The following is a 19,951-nucleotide window of genomic DNA, read 5'->3' as shown; positions in this document are numbered from 1 at the left end:
TGTATCCGCACCACTCTTCATACTCGTCATACTTCATCGCGCAATCATAGTAAGACGAAATATGACGAGTATCGAGTCATGCTTTCCCGGTTCGAATTCTTAGCTGAAAATAAAAAAATGGCATGGATTTTAAGCAGAAAACAACCAAAAGTTATATAAAAAAGTGCATTTATCGCATTTAAATATTTAGAAGAATAATTGGCAAACGTTTGCTTTTGCCTTTCGGTCAGCTAAAATGCCCGCTTTGCTACCACGGGATTGTTTTCGATGTCTGTTTCCACCTTCGAGTCAGAAAATGCGCAACCGGTTGCGCAGACTCAAAACAGCGAACTGATTTACCGTCTTGAAGATCGTCCGCCGCTTGCTCAAACTCTGTTTGCCGCCTGTCAGCACCTGCTGGCGATGTTTGTCGCGGTAATCACGCCAGCATTGTTAATCTGCCAGGCGCTGGGTTTACCAGCACAGGACACGCAACACATTATTAGTATGTCGCTGTTTGCCTCTGGTGTGGCATCAATTATTCAAATTAAAGCCTGGGGTCCGGTTGGCTCCGGTTTGTTGTCTATTCAGGGCACCAGCTTTAACTTCGTTGCCCCGCTGATTATGGGCGGAACAGCGCTGAAGACCGGTGGTGCCGATGTTCCTACGATGATGGCGGCTCTGTTCGGCACACTGATGCTGGCAAGCTGCACCGAAATGGTTATCTCCCGCGTTCTGCATCTGGCGCGCCGCATTATTACGCCGCTGGTTTCCGGCGTCGTGGTGATGATTATTGGCCTGTCACTGATTCAGGTTGGGCTAACATCCATTGGTGGCGGTTATGCGGCCATGAGCGATAACACCTTTGGTGCACCGAAAAATCTGCTACTGGCGGGCGTGGTCTTAGCTTTAATCATCCTGCTTAATCGCCAACGTAACCCCTACTTACGCGTAGCCTCGCTGGTGATTGCGATGGCGGCAGGATATGCACTGGCGTGGTTTATGGACATGTTGCCAGAAAGCAACGAGCCGATGACGCAAGAGCTGATTATGGTGCCAACGCCGCTCTATTACGGACTTGGTATTGAATGGAGCCTGCTGCTACCACTGATGCTGGTCTTTATGATCACCTCACTGGAAACTATTGGCGATATCACAGCCACCTCCGACGTTTCCGAACAACCGGTTTCTGGCCCACTGTACATGAAACGTCTGAAAGGCGGCGTGCTGGCAAACGGCCTGAACTCGTTTGTGTCGGCGGTGTTTAACACCTTCCCGAACTCCTGCTTCGGGCAGAACAACGGTGTGATCCAATTGACCGGTGTTGCCAGCCGTTATGTCGGTTTTGTCGTGGCGCTGATGTTGATCGTGCTGGGCCTGTTCCCTGCGGTGAGCGGTTTTGTCCAACACATTCCCGAACCTGTTCTGGGCGGCGCTACGCTGGTGATGTTTGGTACTATCGCCGCATCCGGTGTGCGTATCGTTTCTCGTGAGCCACTGAACCGTCGGGCGATTCTGATTATTGCCCTGTCGCTGGCGGTCGGTCTGGGTGTTTCTCAGCAGCCACTGATTTTGCAGTTTGCCCCTGACTGGCTGAAAAATCTGCTCTCCTCCGGGATTGCCGCTGGCGGTATCACTGCCATTGTACTGAATCTGATTTTCCCGCCAGAAAAGCAGTAATTTACTCGCGGCGGTAAAATTCTTTACCGCCGTAACCACTCTCTTTCTCCATTCCTGCCTTGAGGAATGCGCGTAAATCGTGCATAACTCCCTTATGTGCATTTCACGGGATGGAAGACCATGAAATTTATTGGGAAGCTGCTTCTCTACATTTTCATCACGCTGTTAGTGGCGGTAGTTGGCCTCTATTTCCTTCTGCAAACCCGCTGGGGAGCAGAGCATATCAGCGCATGGATTTCCGAGAATAGCGACTATCATCTGGCCTTCGGGGCGATGGATCACCGTTTTTCCGCGCCGTCTCATATCTTGCTGGAGAACGTCACATTCGGTCGTGATGGTCAACCCGCCACTCTGGTTGCAAAAAGTGTCGATATCGCGCTAAGTAGTCGGCAACTGAGCGAGCCACGGCATGTCGATACTATCCTGCTGGAAAACGGGACGCTGAATCTCACCGACCAGACCGCGCCGCTACCGTTTAAAGCGGATCGTTTGCAACTGCGTGATATGGCATTTAACAGTCCCAATAGCGAGTGGAATCTTAGCGCACAGCGAGTCAATGGCGGCGTCGTTCCGTGGTCGCCGGAAGCCGGTAAAGTACTAGGCTCAAAAGCACAAATTCAGTTCAGTGCTGGCTCTCTGTCGCTCAATGATGTTCCTGCCACCAATGTGTTGATTGAAGGAAATATTGATAACGATCGCGTCACACTGACTAATCTGGGTGCCGACATCGCCCGCGGGACATTAACCGGAAATGCGCAGCGTAACGCCGACGGTAGCTGGCAGGTGGAAAATCTGCGCCTGGCGGATATCCGCCTGCAAAGCGAAAAATCGCTCACCGACTTCTTTGCGCCCTTGCGCTCTGTCCCGTCATTGCAGATTGGCCGCCTGGAAGTGATCGACGCCCGCCTGCAAGGCCCGGACTGGGCGGTGACCGATCTCGATCTCAGCTTGCGCAATATGACCTTTATTAAAGATGACTGGCAGACACAGGAAGGCAAGCTGTCAATGAACGCCAGCGAGTTTATTTATGGTTCGCTGCATTTATTTGACCCGATTATAAACGCGGAATTTTCCCCGCAAGGCGTAGCACTGCGCCAGTTCACCAGCCGCTGGGAAGGGGGGATGGTCAGAACGTCAGGAAACTGGCAGCGCGATGGAAAAACGCTGATCCTCGACGATGCAGCGATTGTTGGACTGGAATATACCTTACCTAAAAACTGGCAACAGTTGTGGATGCAGCAAACTCCCGCCTGGTTAAACACTCTGCAACTGAAGAGATTCAGCGCCAGCCGCAATCTAATCATTGATATTGACCCAGCCTTCCCGTGGCAGCTCACAGCGCTGGATGGCTACGGCGCGAATCTGACACTGGTAGCCGATCATAAGTGGGGCGTCTGGAGTGGCACGGCAAATCTGAATGCTGCCGCTGCAACATTCAATCGTGTTGATGTGCGCCGCCCGTCGCTGGCGCTAACCGCCAACAGCAGCACGGTGAATATCAACGAACTTAGCGCGTTTACCGAGAAAGGCATTCTGGAAGCCACTGCCAGCGTCTCACAAACGCCGCAGCGCCAGACCCATATCAGCCTGAACGGACGCGGTGTGCCGGTGAATATTCTGCAACAGTGGGGATGGCCAGAGTTACCGATTACGGGCGATGGCAATATTCAGCTCACCGCCAGCGGCGATATTCAGGCCGATGCACCGCTAAAACCCACGGTTAACGGACAGCTCCACGCCGTAAATGCTGAAAAACAACAAGTGACCCAAACCATGAATGCTGGCGTGGTTTCCAGTGGTGAAGTTACATCGACGGAGCCGGTACAGTAAAATCAGAGCCTGTTTAAGATTCTGTGTAAATGCCTTTTCTCAGAAGTGACCGTCCAGGCGGTCACCGAACTCGATAATAAAGCGGCTCATTGCCATTCGCCAGTCCTTCAACGGCATCGTCCATTTCTGGGACGCAGACTGGATTGCCAGCCACACCACTTTTTTCACCGAGTCGTCTGTCGGGAACACTTTACGCTTTTTGAGCGCATGGCGGATCACGCTGTTTAGCGACTCGATGGCATTCGTCGTATAGATCACTTTGCGGATGTCCGTTGGATAAGCGAAGAACGTGGCAAGATTCGGCCAGTTAGCCTGCCAGCTTCGGCTTATCTGAGGATAGCGACAGTCCCAGGCCGCAGCGAACGCTTCCAGTGCCTGCTGGCCTGCCTCTTCCGTGGGAGCCTGATAAATCGCTTTCAGGTCGCGAGTGACGGCTTTGTAGTCCTTCCATGACACGAAGCGCAGGCTGTTGCGCACCATATGCACGATGCATAACTGGATGCGGGCCTTCGGATATACTGTGTTGATGGCATCCGGGAAGCCTTTCAGGCCATCCACACAGGCGATGAGGATATCGTTCAGACCGCGGTTTTTCAGTTCAGTCAGCACATTGAGCCAGAACTTCGCCCCTTCATTTTCGGCCAGCCACATACCCAGCAGTTCTTTCTGACCTTCGATATTGATGCCCAGTGCCAGGAACACCGATTTGTTGATGACGCGACTGTCCTGCCGAACTTTCAGGACGATACAGTCAAGATAAACAATGGGGTAAACAGCATCCAGTGGTCGGTTTTGCCATTCTACAACCTGCTCCATCACGGCATCGGTAACCTTTGATATCAGTGCCGGTGAAACATCTGCGTCATACAGTTCTTTGAACGCAGCAGCTATCTCACGGGTGGTCATCCCTTTGGCATACAACGAGAGGATCTGGTTATCCATCCCGGTAATACGGGTCTGATTTTTCTTTACCAGTTGTGGTTCGAAGGTACCGTCACGATCGCGCGGAGTACGCAGTTCCAGTGGACCGTCGCCTGTGATAACGGTCTTTGTGGAAAAACCGTTGCGGGAGTTAGCTCCTGGTCTGGACTGATTTTTCTCATACCCAGGATGGTGTGTCATCTCTGCATTGAGAGCGGCTTCAACGCTGAGCTTTTTCAGCAGCCGATCAAACTGACTGAGGTCTTCAGGGGTTTTGAGGTTTTTGGCCAGTTCGTTAGCCAGAGCCTGTAACTGTTTTTCGTCCATAAATTAACCTTCATTTGATGCTGGATTGAACATATCAAAATCAGGCAATTACACAAATCTATGTACAGGCTCCTTTCGGCGTCGGGCCGTCGATAACAAAGTATTCGAGGTATTCACTCTCCACGCTGAACTGCACTTTGGAGACTTTCTCCGATCCCACTTCAAAAGAGACGCATTGGGGATGATTGACCAGTACACCATAACCACGGTTAGTCATGTAGAACGGGATATTTTTATACGCCTGTTCAGTACTTGTGCCGCCATCCCGGTTCCAGGTTTCTACCGTCTGACCATTGCGCACCAGGGCAGTAAAACGCTCTCCCAGCCCGTAAACCGTTTCACCGACGCCAAGATCCAGCCGCTCAAACATATAATTTCGTTGATTATTAGTGTCCTGCACATAGCCATTATTTTTCACCTGGCTACCGGTAATACGTTCGCCATTACGCAGAAAATCCAGTGACCAGAACTCACCTTTACTGACACGCGCGCTTAAGTTGCCACTTTTAAACTCAGCGTAACTTTCTGTGTTTTCGATTGTGACATTCGCGTCCTGCAAAATATTGAGCGGATAATGAGGGCCGTTCTCCAGCGCCCCCTGAAAATGCTCAATCCGTACACCGACAATACCTTCCTGTGGGGAGAAAAAACGCAGCGTAAATAAAGGCGTGTCAAGCTGCCAGGTACGTTCACGCACATCACGGGGGGCAGCATAGACCACCATTTCATTACCCTGCTGTTCAACCTCGAACACCTGAAGCGGGTGAATCAAATTGAGGCCAGGTTGAATCAACCAGTTTCCATCGCTAATTTTCATTGCCGTTCCTTAGTTCTGCACTTCTTGAGAGGTGAATTGCTGCTGGCAACGGCGTTTGCCCTGAGCCAACTGTTCCATAACGGTTTTCAGATTGTGCGTTGTGAGAGAGTAGTAGCGTTTAGCGACAATCGCGCTCAGCAAATAACAGATCGCCGGAACAATCGTGAATAGCGCGATAATGATGCTAATTGTGGCGCTGTTCTGCGCTTTTTCTGCTGCATCATATCCACCGTAAGCCAGCATCCATCCGATAAGTGCGCCTCCGAAGGCCAACCCCAGTTTGAGCACAAACAGCGTGCCAGCAAAACTGATCCCGGTGAGTCGTTTACCATTACACCACTCGCCGTAGTCAACGGTATCGGACATCATTACCCACTGGATAGGTGTCACCAGTTGATGCAACACACCAATCACGAAGATGAAGACAAACATGGTGATGCTGGCCTGCATGGGAACGAAGAACATCGCGAGGCTAATCACGGCCAGCAGGGCGTTCGTCCACCAGAAGACAGAGACTTTACATTTCCAGTCGGTCAGTGGTTTTGCCAGTGCGGAGCCAATCAGGTTACCCACGCAATAAGTGGTGAGAAAAGCGACAAACACTTCCGGCGTACCCAGAATCCACGTGACGTAATACATCATCGCCCCACCACGTACACACACCGCCAGAATATTAAAAATGGTGAGAATACCGACAATACGCCACTGGTCGTTTTGCCAGATATCACGTAAATCTTCCCGCATAGGCGTCATCGTAGGTGGCGCTTCAACGCGTTCTTTAGTGGTGAAGAAACAGAAAGCCAGCATCATAAATGCCACCACGGAAAGCACCGCGATGCCGCCCTGGAAACCGAGTGGTTTATTATCACCACCAATTAAATTAACCAGCGGCATCATCAGCACAGTGGAGAGCATGCCTCCCGCGGTCGCCAGCACAAAACGCCAGGATTGCAGCGAGATACGCTGAGTCGGGTCATTGGTAATTACACCACCCAATGCGCAGTAAGGGATATTGACGACGGTATAAAGTAAGGTAAGTAGGGTATAAGTAATTGCTGCATAGATCATTTTACCGTTCATACTGAGATCTGGCGTGCTATATGCCAGTACACAGACCACACCAAATGGCAGTGCGCCAAACAGTACCCACGGTCGAAATTTACCCCAGCGAGAGCGCGTTCGATCGGCCAGCAACCCCATGCAAGGATCGGAAATCGCATCCAGTACACGAGCGACCAAAAACATGGTTCCGACAAATCCGGCAGGAATACCAAAAATATCGGTGTAAAAGAACATCATATATAACATTACGTTATCGAAGATAATGTGGCTGGCGGCATCTCCCATGCCATAACCAATTTTCTCTTTAACGGACAACACTTCACTCTTCATCTGCTTTTCCTTGATGCTATGGGTAACCGGCTCATTTAAACCGTCTGGTCTGTTTCCTCCGGCTCTACAAAAATAATGTCCATCATTTTTAATGGACACTATCGTATGAAACACCGGACCTGGATCACTGAAGCTTTACGTCTTCACTTTGAAGAACATTTACCCCGGGTTGTGGCCGGGCGTCGCCTGGGTGTACCAAAATCAACAGTTTGTAGTATGTTCGTGCGCTTTCGGAGAGCTGGCCTTTCGTGGCCTTTGCCCGCAGGCATGTCGGAGCAGGAACTTGATGCCTGCCTTTACGGACAATTTTCCACGGTACCAGTCGTACGTCCTGAAAGCACCGTTATATCCGAAGCCCCCGTGGTAAAAAAACGTCCCCGGCGGCCCAACTTCCCTTATGAGTTTAAAATCGCCTTAGTGGAGCAGTCACTGCAGCCCGGAGCCTGTGTGGCGCAGATCGCCCGGGAAAACGGAATCAACGATAACCTGCTCTTCAACTGGCGCCATCAATACCGGAAAGGTGGCCTGCTGCCTTCCGGAAAAAATATGCCGGCACTGCTTCCCGTGACGTTAACGCCGGAGCCGGATAATAAAATCCCGGCCCCCGCACAGGAACCAGAGCAGATAAATACACCGTCCGACAGTCTGTGTTGTGAGCTGGTTCTGCCGGCCGGAACTCTCAGGCTTAAAGGTAAACTGACGCCGGCGTTATTACAGACACTTATCCGCGAAATAAAAGGGAGCAGCCACTGATGATATCTCTCCCTGCCGGTTCGCGTATCTGGCTGGTTGCCGGTATCACCGACATGCGGAATGGCTTTAACGGCCTGGCATCAAAAGTTCAGAACGTCCTGAAGGATGACCCGTTCTCCGGACACCTGTTCATCTTCCGCGGACGCCGGGGTGACCAGATAAAAGTGTTGTGGGCTGACAGTGACGGACTGTGCCTCTTCACCAAACGCCTGGAGCGGGGCCGCTTCGTCTGGCCAGTCACCCGTGACGGCAAGGTGCACCTTACTCCGGCTCAGTTATCCATGCTTCCTGAAGGTATCAACTGGAAGCACCCGAAACGAACGGAACGCGCTGGAATCCGCATATAACCCGTTGTAAAGTGAGGATATGGACACCTCACTTGCTCATGAGAACGCCCGCCTGCGGGCACTGTTGCAGACGCAACAGGACACCATCCGCCAGATGGCTGAATACAACCGCCTGCTCTCACAGCGGGTGGCGGCTTATGCTTCCGAAATCAACCGGCTGAAGGCGCTGGTTGCGAAACTGCAACGTATGCAGTTCGGTAAAAGCTCAGAAAAACTTCGTGCAAAAACCGAACGGCAGATACAGGAAGCTCAGGAGCGAATCAGCGCACTTCAGGAAGAAATGGCGGAAACGCTGGGTGAGCAATATGACCCGGTACTGCCATCCGCCCTGCGCCAGTCTTCAGCCCGTAAACCGTTACCGGCCTCACTTCCCCGTGAAACCCGGGTTATCCGGCCGGAAGAGGAATGCTGTCCTGCCTGTGGTGGTGAACTCAGTTCTCTGGGATGTGATGTGTCAGAGCAACTGGAGCTTATCAGCAGCGCCTTTAAGGTTATCGAAACACAACGTCCGAAACTGGCCTGTTGCCGGTGCGACCATATCGTGCAGGCACCAGTACCTTCAAAACCCATTGCACGCAGTTATGCCGGAGCGGGGCTTCTGGCCCATGTTGTCACCGGGAAATATGCAGACCATCTGCCGTTATACCGCCAGTCAGAAATATACCGTCGTCAGGGAGTGGAGCTGAGCCGTGCCACACTGGGGCGCTGGACCGGTGCCGTTGCTGAACTGCTGGAGCCGCTGTATGACGTACTGCGCCAGTATGTGCTGATGCCCGGTAAAGTCCATGCCGATGATATCCCCGTCCCGGTCCAGGAGCCGGGCAGCGGTAAAACCCGGACAGCCCGGCTGTGGGTCTACGTCCGTGATGACCGCAACGCCGGTTCACAGATGCCCCCGGCGGTCTGGTTCGCGTACAGTCCGGACCGGAAAGGTATCCATCCACAAAATCACCTGGCCGGTTACAGCGGTGTGCTTCAGGCCGATGCTTACGGTGGTTACCGGGTGTTATACGAATCCGGCAGAATAACGGAAGCCGCGTGTATGGCTCATGCCCGGAGAAAAATCCACGATGTGCATGCAAGAGCGCCCACCGACATCACCACGGAAGCCCTGCAGCGTATCGGTGAACTGTATGCTATCGAGGCAGAGGTCCGGGGCTGTTCAGCAGAACAGCGTCTGGCGGCAAGAAAAGCCAGAGCCGCGCCACTGATGCAGTCACTGTATGACTGGATACAGCAACAGACGAAAACACTGTCGCGTCACTCAGATACGGCAAAAGCGTTCGCATACCTGCTGAAACAGTGGGATGCACTGAACGTGTACTGCAGTAATGGCTGGGTGGAAATCGACAACAACATCGCAGAGAACGCCTTACGGGGAGTGGCCGTAGGCCGGAAAAACTGGATGTTCGCGGGTTCCGACAGCGGTGGTGAACATGCGGCGGTGTTGTACTCGCTGATCGGCACATGCCGTCTGAACAATGTGGAGCCAGAAAAGTGGCTGCGTTACGTCATTGAACATATCCAGGACTGGCCGGCAAACCGGGTACGCGATCTGTTGCCCTGGAAAGTTGATCTGAGCTCTCAGTAAATATCAATACGGTTCTGACGAGCCGCTTACTGCTATGGGGGTGCTGAGACCGATAAAGAGTTTTGTAAACCATCCCTGCCAGAGTGAATATTCCGATATCTGGTTATTAATTTATGATTCTTGTTTTATGTGATCGTGGTAGCGATAAACCTACCCATATATCATTGGAATATATGATATTTATGTTAATTATAATGGGTTAGTGATAAAGCTTTGCGCATATTGCCCGGAAAAAAATGAACCAGGGGATGTAGAAACTCAAGGAAGTAGCTATAATGCGCCCCGCCTCCATGTAGCAATCGAGGCGCGGAAGATCGTCGTCTCCGGTGAGGCGGCTGGACTTCAAATCCAGTTGGGGCCGCCAGCGGTCCCGGGCAGGTTCGACTCCTGTGATCTTCCGCCAAACCTCATCCAGCCAGTTCCGAGACACTCCATAAAATCATTTATATTCAATGCGATGAATAATCAGCTTGTCCGTAATAGTCCGAGATCATCTCCCTGAATCCGCGAAAAATATGTATAGTAATGTGTATAGATTTTTTATACGTAGTTTTCAGTTATACACATGGCCCTAACCGATATACAGATCAAACGTGCAAAACCACAAGACAAACCATACACATTGAACGATGGACAAGGTCTGTCATTGCTTATCAATCCCGATGGCTCGAAAGGCTGGCGTTTCCGTTTCCGGTTTGCAGGGAAAGCGCGGTTAATGTCATTTGGTAGTTACGACCTTGTAAGCCTCGCGGAAGCACGTGAGAAACGCGATACGGCACGTAAACAGGTTGCAAATGGCATTGATCCAGTAGAAGAACGTAAGGCTCAGAAAATTGCTCAGAAATTATCATCTGAAAACTCTTTTGAGGCCGTTAGCAGAGAATGGCATGCAGCAAAAGCAGATCGCTGGACTTTAGCTTATCGCGAAGAAATTATTAAAACATTTGAACAGGATGTTTTTCCTTTCATTGGTAAACGGCCAATAGCTGAAATAAAACCCCTAGAACTGCTTGAAGTACTTAAACGCATAGAAAAACGTGGAGCGTTGGAGAAAACCAGAAAAGTACGTCAACGATGCGGAGAGGTGTTTCGCTACGCGATCATCACTGGCCGCGCTGAATACAATCCAGCACCTGATTTAGCTATCGCATTAGCTGTACCGAAGCAAAAACATCATCCTTTTCTATCAGCAGAAGAACTCCCTCATTTTGTCAAAGATCTTGAGGCTTATACTGGCAGCATAATCACTAAAAATGCAACCAAGATTGTGATGCTTACCGGGGTAAGAACACAAGAACTGCGTTTTGCCACATGGGAAGAAGTCAATTTAGAAAAAGGAATATGGGAAATACCAGCAGAACGCATGAAAATGCGTCGTCCTCACCTTGTACCTTTATCATCTCAAGTTATTACCCTCTTTAATCAATTAAAACCGCTCTCTAGCCATTATCCTTATATATTTATTGGACGTAACAATCGTACTAAACCAATTTCTAAAGAAAGTATATCACAAGTGATCGAATTACTTGGTTATAAGGGACGTGCAACAGGCCACGGATTTAGACATACAATGTCGACAATACTACATGAACAAGGTTTTGATAGTAAATGGATTGAAATGCAACTAGCTCATGTTGATAAAAATAGCATTAGGGGAACATATAATCATGCTCAATACTTAGAGAAAAGATTAAAAATGTTACAATGGTATAGCGATTTTATTTATCCAGCCGGTTGCGTTAATTATGATTACTAAAAGGAGTATTTTGTGGATAAAAGCGCAATAATATCTGTTTTAATTAGATTACTAAGTGAAAAACGTGAAGGTCTAATTTTGTTAAATGGTGAGTGGGGAGTTGGTAAAACATTCTTCCTTCAACATGAATTTAAAAAATATTATTCTCACAAGAACCAATTTTATATATCTGTGCTTGGATTAAACAGTTTACAAGATTTTAAAGACAAGATGTTGAGTGTAACTTATTTAGAAAATCCACCTGATATCGAAATAATTACAGAGTTAGCATCAAATGTAACCACAGCTATTACTAAAGAAGAAAACACTGGGAGGTTGGCTGGAAAAATAATCTCAACATTTGCTGGAGCAATGCAACATTATGTATTAAAAGATCTTTCCGGAGTTTTTATCATTGATGATCTAGAACGTATACCTCAAACTTTACGAGATGAAATAGCAACCTTTTGCTTACAAAATTATCAAAATAACAAGATGCTAGATTATATTTTAGTGGGTAACTTTTCAAAGCAAAGCAATAATGCATTGAATCATAAAGAAAAGGTTATTAGCGATGAGATATATTTTTCTATAAACAATCTTTCTGAGATTTTAGACAAAAAGCTTGAGAAGACACAAGGAAATTATAGAGACATCATTAAGCAAGTAATTATAGGTTTCGAAGAAACCAATATCCGGATTATTAATAGAGTCATTGTAAAACTCCTACCATTTTTTGAACAAACAACTCAAGACAGAGATATCTCTGATATAGATATTAAAAATTTAGTAAGCTCATTGTGTGCACATATAATACTTAAGGAAAAATTCAACTATAAGGAAAATGAATTCCATGAAAATATTGTTTCATCATCATATAGAACAATTTCAACCACTCCAGAAAGTGAACAAAATAAAATAAGTGAAGAGGAAAACAATTTATTAAGCATTATTGCATATAAAAACTACAATAATAAAATGGCTCCATATTGTTTTAATGAAATTTCGCATAAAGATATTCTTCCATATGTTTTTACTTACAACACTCCTCCCAAGAAAGATGATTATGCTGGATTAGCAAGGCCCGAACTATATAGCATATCTGAAGATGACTATCAGGAAGAAATAACAAAAACAATCTTAAAATCAAATTCTCCAAATCTATCCACATGGCTAACTGCCACGAATAACTATATTAGACTCTCAGAATCTGAATATATACCACGTGTAGATGCCTTGGATGAAAACACCATCAAACAAAATATGTTTAGCTTTAGTGACCATGAAATAAAATCATATTTTCATGAAACTGTTCCAAATATTAATAGCATACCACTCCACATTCTAAAACATGATGGGGACGACCTTTATAATTTTTTCGTTGAAAAATATATTGAAATAACGGAAAAAGAAAAAATACAAGAATTAAGAAACAAGATGGTTAACGATGGTTGGACCGCTATCGACATGGATATATACCATTCAGATTTCAAGTATAAAGCCCTGGAAACCTTAGATGTAGATTTAATCATAAATGCCATACAAAATAGCTGGTCCATTTATGATATTCAATTATTTTCAAACCATCTATTGTCTGTATATAACTTCTCAAATCTTTGTGACTTTCTATCCAACGAGCTACCTCATCTAAAAAAACTAGATGAGTTTTTAAATTCATACCTGGATGAAATTAAAATTTCTTTTCGTCGTGGAGCCATTATTGAATTAAAAAATAGCGTAAAAAAAGTTAAGGAGTCACTAGAGAAAAGTATTTCATTAATAAATAAAACCTGAACACATCCATGTAACAAAACACAAAACTCTCCAGTTAAGTTTCTTTCTCTGGCTGGAGAACCAAGTTATTTCCTGCATACATGCGCGCGGTGCTTTCCCCGCCTCGCCCGCCCGCTTTGCGGGGCGGTTTTAATGCAGTTGCACTGACACGCTCACGCCGCGTCGGGCGCGGCGTGATCTGCAGGAAATGAGGCAGGAAAACGCATGCAAAGCCATGCACCTTATCGATGCATGGCTTTTTTCAGTAAAAACAGGCGGATTTTCGGGGAGTTTTACACAGACTGACGTGATGCCAGTTCTGCACTTTTACGCGAAAAAATCATGTTCTGCGCAGGGGTGAATTTTTCACGGCTGTCATCCACCGAAGCCGCGTCAGGCCTGAATCCGATGGTCGTTAAAATGTCGCTATCCTGTGCGGAATAATTAATTTTTTCCCCCTTCGCAAGCCAGGACAGAAGGGCTTCACGCAGGGCATCTGTGGCACGCTGTATGGCACAGTTTCGGGCAATGGCCGTCAGCTCACTGTAGCCCATCAGCTCCGGTGCCAGTGCGGCCGCCAGTGCTGTGCCGTGCTGCTGCATAAAATCATTCAGCCGCTCGCGGATGCTGATGTGCTGAACGGCTTCATGCGAACGAATATAACGACCGGCGGCCTGATTCACCTGCCATTTTCTGACTTCGATAATATTGCGTAATTCGTCCAGGCGGCTGACGTTTCTGCCTTCTCCTGACAGAAGCCGCAGATATTCCTGTTCGGCCGCAGCCAGCTCATTTTTGCGTTGCAGCCATGCTGCTTTGTTATTCTGGCAGACCTCAAAAGCCTGCTGTAATGACATTGTGGTCACACCCCGTCTCCTGATTAATGGTTGAATGGTGAGCTGTAACAGCCTTTAACTTTTCGGACAACAGCCGGTGCTGTGCTTGCCGGTGCTGGTTTTTCCTCCGTGACCGGAGAACGAATCACGGCACAAATTGACTCATGCGTTTTAAATGTCGCCGAACAGTAAATATTCTGGCACTGCAGATAACTTTCTTTGACATTGTCACTCACATACCGGCTGGTGCGGGTATGCGCTGAATGACGACAGAAAGGGCAGCGCATCATGACAGCAGTCCTCTGGCCTTAAGCTCTGCTCCCTGCTGGTCTATTTTGTCCTGCCACACCTTGCGCTGTGCCGGTGTGCCTGCCACCTCATAATCCATGTGCGGGAGTGTTGCCGCTGACAGTCCGGTCAGCCGGAGAACCGGCTCGCCGGTGAGGCTGATTTGCATCTGTTTAATTTTCTGTTCCAGCGATGATTTCACCTGCTGCATGACAGCTTTATCGGGTGCGACGTAGCCCTGATGGCCGGTGGTGTTGGCGAGCGGATTTTCCTGTACCAGGATACTCAGATGCATTGCCCGGACAAGCGCCTCACAGGTTTCATTCAGGGCGTGTTCCAGCTCATGCTCTGCATACAGACTCAGAAGGTGATGATGTGCCTTCCGGTAGGCGGTGGCCGTGCTGTCACACGCCCCTTTCAGGCGTTCACGTTCAAAATTCAGCACCACGGCCAGATTGTCATATTCCTGTACCAGCTCCCGGCGTGCCACGCGCTCAATGTGGCGCTGTTTCAGCTCGTCGCTCAGGACACCACCGGCTGCACGAAAGGCCGTGCGCCAGTCTTCAGCGTCGTTTCCGTCGGCCTGCGCCAGCGCATTTTTTTCCTGCTCTGCCCGTTCAATGGCCGTGACGGTCTCATCCATCAGTCGGGCGTTCTCAAGGTGGGCGGCTCTGGCCTTTTCCAGTTGTGCCAGTGCGGGTTGCAGATATTCAGGGATGGTGTTGTCAGACATTTTCCGGCTCCTCGTCACTTCAGGTTGAGAAAATTGTGACGTACACCGGACAACAACACGACGCATTGCAGATGTGCCAGCCCTGACACAGGAGACTCATCCTCAGACCGGCAAGCCAGGAAAAGGTCGCTGGAAAAACCGGCTTACTGTTTATTTTTTTATATTTTACTGTTCACCTCTGTTCACCATAAGAAAAAAGATAGGTAATACAGTAAGTTAAAGGGTGAACAATCGCAGTAATGACTGTTCACCGTCTGTTCACCACTGTTCACCCGTTGATGGGCTTTTTGTGCTGTTCATTACTTTTTATTTTTATTAATTCACTGAAATAAATAAGAAAAAACAATTTGTATTTCACTATAAAAAATTCCAGGTCCTTCAGAACCCTTTGAGACCCTTCCAGTCCGGATGGATAAAAAACATACAGCCATCGTAAGGCTGCCGGAACAAATCCCCCCTGTTGCGTCTGCTGAAAATATTCACAAAATAAAGCGCTACCCGAAGCCGGACGGACTTATCCGGTGCTGTATGGACATTAACGAGGTAGCCCGATGCAAGCTGTTTTTTCTTCCCCGTCTCCCTCCCCTGTGACGCCACTGATGCCGCTGCCGGACATCACGCAGGAGCGTTTTTTACGTCTGCCGGAAGTGATGCACCTGTGCGGCCTGTCACGCTCGACCATCTATGAACTCATCCGTAAGGGGGAATTTCCGCCGCAGGTGAGTCTTGGCGGTAAAAATGTGGCCTGGCTGCACTCTGAAGTCACCGCATGGATGGCCGGGCGCATTGCCGGACGCAAACGGGGGTACGACGCATGATGATGCCTGTTCTGCAAAAACTCCCTTTTTCTGGCTTGCCTTTTTCCGGCATTTGCGGATATAGTTTTTCCGCTGTCGCAAAATCGGCAGCCGGGCGTGAGAACCCGAGTATGTTATCGGCGACATATGACGCGCCATGCGTCTTTTTTTGTGTCGCAATCAACGCCACAGAGCACCAAATTATGGTGTGGCGTGTGGTTTGCCGTGCAGGTATGATCCTGTTCGCAATCGCATGTTATGCCTCTGAGTCAATGGTAGCTCAGGCGGGGCAGCCTCCGGGCTGGCCGGTTTCCGATAACGCCGGTATTCTCACCCCCGTCTGGGCTATCGCCATCGAGCGTGAGAACTCCGGCGATAGCGTCATTTACGCTGTTATCGGAGGTTGCCTTATGGCTACGACCCTTACCCCTTCACACCCTGAATTTGTCTTTGTGTTTGCGGCTGTCCGTCGCGCAGACCGTCATCCCCGTATCTGCATGCTTCGCACCGTCGCCGGTGATGAACGCAGTGCCCGCCGTTCCCTTGTCCGTGACTATGTGCTCTCCCTTGCGGCCCGTCTGCCGGTGATGGAGGTGTCCCGTGCGTAATAAAAAAGCCCCTCAGACCGTCTCAGCGCGTCATGACGCCCGTGAACACCTCAGCATTGAGGCTTACCATAAGCTCAACCGCGCCAGCGCCGTATCCCAGTTTGTTGGGGGTGATTTGATTCACCGTGAACTCTCCGGCCTGCATCAGCTCTACATTCCGCATATTTTCAGCTACCTGAATGAGGATATTGATTTTGTGCTGAATGAGCTGAAAGCCAAAGGCCTGTGCCGCGATTTTCTCGCCCAGCAGAAAGACCGGGGAGACAGGACGCATGTTTGATTTTCCCCAGCCCGGTGAGATTTACCGTTCTGCCGGTTTTCCCGATGTGACCGTGGTCGGCATTCTGGAAGACGGTATTCCGTGGGAAATGCCGTACCGCTGCCCGGACATTGTCTGGAACCCGTACCGCCGTAAATTCAGTATCCTTGTGCGTATCCTCGCCGACGGGCGCACCACAGACATCCCGCTGGGGCGTTTTCTGCGGGAATTTACCTGTGACCGTCCTGACCTGTTTAAACGCAGCCCCGTAAACCGGCATGCGGTACTGAAAGAAATGGCCGGAGACCCGGAATTACAGAAATGGCGGGAGAAATATCTGGATATTTACCCGCAGGACACTGTTCCGGCCAGCCGGGCGGCACCGGTGGCGCGGGAATGGCGGGAAATTCCCTGCACGGAGCCTGACCCGGAAATCACCCCGGATAACAGTTACCGCAATTATCTGTAATTAAAAAACGACACCCGAAAAATTAAATGTGCGTATTCGCGCAGGGATACGCACGTCTTCAGGAGACGCAGATATGCCTTATCAGTTAATGCAACCGGCACGGAATGCAGTCATCTGTCACAGGGAGGAAAACAAATGAAAACACCCTTACCGCCCGTCTTACGCGCAGCCCTTTACCGTCGTGCTGTCGCCTGTGCCTGGCTGACCGTGTGCGAACGTCAGCACCGCTACCCGCATCTCACCCTTGAGTCACTGGAGGCGGCCATCGCCGCTGAGCTGGAAGGCTTTTATCTGCGCCAGCACGGTGAGGAAAAAGGGCGTCAGATAGCCTGTGCCCTGCTGGAAGATTTAATGGAATCCGGCCCCCTGAAGGCCGCGCCGTCGCTGTCCTTTCTCGGGCTGGTTGTGATGGATGAACTCTGTGCCCGTCACATAAAAGCGCCGGTACTGCACTGAAGGAGAACAACACCATGAAAATGAACGTAACCGCCACCGTCAGCCATGCGCTCGGTCACTGGCCGCGTATTCTCCCGGCGCTGGGGATTCAGGTGCTGAAGAACCATCATCAGCCCTGTCCGGTCTGTGGCGGGAGTGACCGCTTCCGTTTTGATGACAGGGAGGGGCGCGGCACCTGGTACTGCAATCAGTGTGGTGCCGGTGACGGCCTGAAACTGGTTGAAAAGGTGTTTGGTGTTTCCCCGTCCGACGCGGCCACAAAGGTGGCTGCCGTGACCGGCAGCCTGCCCCCGGCTGACCCGGCAGTGACGACCGCCGCCGGTGCTGAAACAGACGCTGCCCGGAAGAACGCCGCCGCACTGGCACAAACCCTGATGGCGAAAACCCGTCCCGGAACCGGTAACGCCTACCTGACCCGCAAGGGCTTTCCCGGCCGGGAATGCCGGATGCTGACCGGCACACACAGAGCCGGTGGCGTGAGCTGGCGCGCCGGTGACCTTGTGGTGCCACTGTATGACGACAGCGGCGAACTGGTTAACCTTCAGTTAATCAGCGCTGACGGCCGTAAGCGCACCCTGAAAGGCGGACAGGTCAGGGGCACCTGTCACACCCTTGAAGGACAGAATCAGGCCGGAAAACGTCTGTGGATAGCGGAGGGATACGCGACCGCACTAACCGTGCATCACCTGACCGGTGAAACGGTGATGGTGGCGCTTTCTTCCGTGAACCTCCTTTCTCTGGCCAGCCTTGCCCGGCAGAAGCATCCCGCCTGTCAGATTGTCCTTGCCGCTGACCGTGACCTCAGCGGTGACGGCCAGAAAAAAGCCGCCGCAGCCGCAGATGCGTGTGAAGGTGTTGTTGCCCTGCCGCCGGTCTTCGGTGACTGGAATGATGCCTTCACGCAGTACGGCGGGGAAGCCACCCGTAAGGCCATTTATGATGCCATCCGGCCACCGGCTGAAAGCCCGTTCGACACCATGAGCGAAGCGGAGTTTTCCGCCATGAGTACCAGCGAAAAGGCCATGCGTATCTATGAGCATTACGGCGAGGCGCTCGCGGTCGATGCCAACGGCCAGCTTCTGTCCCGCTATGAAAATGGTGTCTGGAAGGTGCTGCCACCACAGGACTTTGCCCGGGATGTGGCCGGGCTGTTTCAGCGTCTGCGCGCGCCGTTCTCCTCCGGGAAAGTGGCCTCCGTGGTGGACACCCTGAAGCTGATTATTCCGCAGCAGGAAGCCCCCTCCCGCCGCCTGATTGGCTTTCGTAACGGCGTGCTCGACACGCAGAACGGCACGTTCCACCCGCACAGTCCGTCACACTGGATGCGCACCCTGTGTGATGTGGATTTCACCCCGCCGGTGGAAGGGGAAACGCTGGAAACCCACGCCCCCGCGTTCTGGCGCTGGCTTGACCGTGCCGCCGGTGGCCGTGCGGAAAAACGCGACGTGATTCTGGCCGCACTGTTTATGGTGCTGGCAAACCGCTACGACTGGCAGCTCTTTCTGGAGGTGACCGGTCCCGGCGGCAGCGGCAAAAGTATCATGGCCGAAATCGCCACCCTGCTGGCCGGGGAGGATAACGCCACATCGGCCACCATTGAGACGCTGGAATCCCCGCGTGAACGTGCCGCGTTAACTGGCTTCTCACTGATACGCCTGCCGGACCAGGAAAAATGGAGCGGCGACGGTGCCGGACTCAAGGCCATCACCGGCGGCGATGCGGTGTCCGTTGACCCGAAATACCGGGATGCATACTCCACGCATATCCCGGCGGTGATTCTGGCCGTGAACAATAACCCGATGCGCTTCACCGACCGCAGCGGCGGCGTGTCACGCCGGCGGGTGATTATTCACTTCCCGGAACAGATAGCCCCGCAGGAGCGCGACCCGCAGCTTAAGGACAAAATCACCCGCGAGCTGGCGGTCATCGTGCGTCACCTGATGCAGAAGTTCAGCGACCCGATGCTCGCCCGGTCACTGCTTCAGTCCCAGCAAAACTCAGACGAGGCGCTGAACATCAAACGGGATGCCGACCCGACGTTTGATTTTATCGGCTATCTGGAAACCCTGCCGCAGACCAGCGGCATGTATATGGGGAACGCCAGTATCATCCCGCGCAATTACCGTAAATACCTCTATCACGCCTATCTGGCCTACATGGAGGCAAACGGCTACCGGAATGTACTCAGTCTGAAAATGTTCGGGCTGGGGCTGCCGGTGATGCTGAAGGAATACGGACTGAATTACGAGAAGCGCCATACCAAACAGGGGATACAGACCAACCTGACGCTGAAAGAGGAAAGCTACGGCGACTGGCTGCCAAAATGTGACGACCCTGCAACAACCTGACCCACCTGACCG

At 50.6% G+C, this 19,951-nt stretch carries 19 protein-coding genes, 1 tRNA gene and 1 pseudogene; 14 read left to right on the top strand and 7 right to left on the bottom strand.

The annotated features are described in order from the left end of the window. Positions 1-267: 267 nt before the first annotated feature. The gene (gene xanP, locus C1192_RS17360) at positions 268-1,659 is read left to right on the top strand and encodes a xanthine/proton symporter XanP (protein WP_001517446.1); all 1,392 of its coding nucleotides are present in this window, start codon (positions 268-270) and stop codon (positions 1,657-1,659) included. A 120-nt stretch (positions 1,660-1,779) separates the two neighbouring features. Further along, the gene (locus C1192_RS17355) at positions 1,780-3,489 is read left to right on the top strand and encodes an AsmA family protein (protein WP_038355033.1); all 1,710 of its coding nucleotides are present in this window, start codon (positions 1,780-1,782) and stop codon (positions 3,487-3,489) included. A 39-nt stretch (positions 3,490-3,528) separates the two neighbouring features. On the opposite strand, the gene C1192_RS17350 is transcribed toward C1192_RS17355, so the two are convergent. The 3 genes and pseudogenes from C1192_RS17350 to C1192_RS17340 form a co-directional block, all read right to left on the bottom strand. After that, on the bottom strand, positions 3,529-4,737 hold the full coding sequence (locus C1192_RS17350; protein ID WP_103194764.1) for an IS256-like element IS1414 family transposase: 1,209 nt from the start codon (positions 4,735-4,737) through the stop codon (positions 3,529-3,531). Positions 4,738-4,810: 73 nt separating this feature from the next. Next, positions 4,811-5,554 (bottom strand): annotated as a pseudogene (locus C1192_RS17345) (alpha-xylosidase); the annotation flags it as partial. 9 nt (positions 5,555-5,563) lie between these two features. Continuing rightward, positions 5,564-6,946 (bottom strand): glycoside-pentoside-hexuronide family transporter, encoded by a 1,383-nt coding sequence (locus C1192_RS17340; protein WP_038354865.1) that lies wholly within the window; start codon positions 6,944-6,946, stop codon positions 5,564-5,566. 75 nt (positions 6,947-7,021) lie between these two features. Here C1192_RS17340 and tnpA point away from each other — a divergent pair, with 75 nt between their 5' ends. The 6 genes from tnpA to C1192_RS17310 all read left to right on the top strand — a co-directional run bounded on the left by tnpA (position 7,022) and on the right by C1192_RS17310 (position 13,166). Further along, on the top strand, positions 7,022-7,699 hold the full coding sequence (tnpA, locus tag C1192_RS17335) for an IS66-like element accessory protein TnpA (protein ID WP_001339397.1): 678 nt from the start codon (positions 7,022-7,024) through the stop codon (positions 7,697-7,699). Further along, a complete protein-coding gene (gene tnpB / locus C1192_RS17330; RefSeq protein ID WP_069906977.1) occupies positions 7,699-8,046 on the top strand; it encodes an IS66 family insertion sequence element accessory protein TnpB in 348 nt (115 codons plus the stop codon). Before tnpA ends, tnpB begins: the two co-directional genes overlap by 1 nt. Before the next feature lie 19 nt (positions 8,047-8,065). Next, a complete protein-coding gene (locus tag C1192_RS17325) occupies positions 8,066-9,637 on the top strand; it encodes an IS66-like element ISCro1 family transposase (RefSeq protein ID WP_103194797.1) in 1,572 nt (523 codons plus the stop codon). A 308-nt stretch (positions 9,638-9,945) separates the two neighbouring features. After that, positions 9,946-10,040, top strand: a tRNA-Sec gene (locus tag C1192_RS17320). Positions 10,041-10,202: 162 nt separating this feature from the next. Beyond that, complete coding sequence (locus tag C1192_RS17315; protein WP_001218982.1) at positions 10,203-11,393, top strand: tyrosine-type recombinase/integrase; 1,191 nt, start codon at positions 10,203-10,205, stop codon at positions 11,391-11,393. A 12-nt stretch (positions 11,394-11,405) separates the two neighbouring features. Beyond that, on the top strand, positions 11,406-13,166 hold the full coding sequence (locus tag C1192_RS17310; RefSeq protein ID WP_038354828.1) for a P-loop NTPase fold protein: 1,761 nt from the start codon (positions 11,406-11,408) through the stop codon (positions 13,164-13,166). 34 nt (positions 13,167-13,200) lie between these two features. Here the strand turns inward: C1192_RS17310 and C1192_RS25710 are convergent, their stop codons facing one another. From C1192_RS25710 to sid, 4 genes are read right to left on the bottom strand one after another with little or no spacing between them, the layout of a single operon-like run. Next, complete coding sequence (locus C1192_RS25710; RefSeq protein WP_038354827.1) at positions 13,201-13,386, bottom strand: hypothetical protein; 186 nt, start codon at positions 13,384-13,386, stop codon at positions 13,201-13,203. Between the two features lie 52 nt (positions 13,387-13,438). Further along, complete coding sequence (locus C1192_RS17300; RefSeq protein ID WP_097333481.1) at positions 13,439-14,002, bottom strand: phage polarity suppression protein; 564 nt, start codon at positions 14,000-14,002, stop codon at positions 13,439-13,441. 23 nt (positions 14,003-14,025) lie between these two features. Further along, the gene (locus C1192_RS17295) at positions 14,026-14,271 is read right to left on the bottom strand and encodes an ogr/Delta-like zinc finger family protein (RefSeq protein ID WP_000984201.1); all 246 of its coding nucleotides are present in this window, start codon (positions 14,269-14,271) and stop codon (positions 14,026-14,028) included. Continuing rightward, complete coding sequence (gene sid, locus C1192_RS17290; RefSeq protein ID WP_038354826.1) at positions 14,268-15,002, bottom strand: capsid size-determining scaffold Sid; 735 nt, start codon at positions 15,000-15,002, stop codon at positions 14,268-14,270. The genes C1192_RS17295 and sid overlap by 4 nt, the downstream gene beginning before the upstream one ends. A gap of 551 nt (positions 15,003-15,553) precedes the next feature. Here sid and C1192_RS17280 point away from each other — a divergent pair. The 6 genes from C1192_RS17280 (at position 15,554) to C1192_RS17255 (ending at position 19,939) form a co-directional block, all read left to right on the top strand. After that, positions 15,554-15,820, top strand: coding sequence for a helix-turn-helix transcriptional regulator (locus tag C1192_RS17280; RefSeq protein ID WP_001149162.1), 267 nt, complete (start codon positions 15,554-15,556; stop codon positions 15,818-15,820). Continuing rightward, positions 15,817-16,407 (top strand): host cell division inhibitor Icd-like protein, encoded by a 591-nt coding sequence (locus C1192_RS17275; protein ID WP_000980258.1) that lies wholly within the window; start codon positions 15,817-15,819, stop codon positions 16,405-16,407. Before C1192_RS17280 ends, C1192_RS17275 begins: the two co-directional genes overlap by 4 nt. Further along, positions 16,400-16,687, top strand: a complete 288-nt coding sequence (locus C1192_RS17270) for a derepression protein (protein ID WP_001244665.1) — start codon at positions 16,400-16,402, stop codon at positions 16,685-16,687. The genes C1192_RS17275 and C1192_RS17270 overlap by 8 nt, the downstream gene beginning before the upstream one ends. Continuing rightward, positions 16,680-17,135, top strand: a complete 456-nt coding sequence (locus tag C1192_RS17265) for a hypothetical protein (protein ID WP_038354824.1) — start codon at positions 16,680-16,682, stop codon at positions 17,133-17,135. Before C1192_RS17270 ends, C1192_RS17265 begins: the two co-directional genes overlap by 8 nt. Positions 17,136-17,270: 135 nt before the next feature. Further along, positions 17,271-17,591, top strand: a complete 321-nt coding sequence (locus C1192_RS17260) for a DUF5375 domain-containing protein (RefSeq protein ID WP_000856729.1) — start codon at positions 17,271-17,273, stop codon at positions 17,589-17,591. 14 nt (positions 17,592-17,605) lie between these two features. Beyond that, positions 17,606-19,939, top strand: a complete 2,334-nt coding sequence (locus C1192_RS17255) for a primase-helicase zinc-binding domain-containing protein (RefSeq protein ID WP_038354823.1) — start codon at positions 17,606-17,608, stop codon at positions 19,937-19,939. Positions 19,940-19,951: the final 12 nt, after the last annotated feature.

Source organism: Escherichia marmotae (assembly GCF_002900365.1).
Classification (GTDB): domain Bacteria; phylum Pseudomonadota; class Gammaproteobacteria; order Enterobacterales; family Enterobacteriaceae; genus Escherichia; species Escherichia marmotae.
The sequence above is the reverse complement of the archived record's forward strand: the minus strand, read 5'-3'. Positions and strand labels throughout refer to the sequence as shown.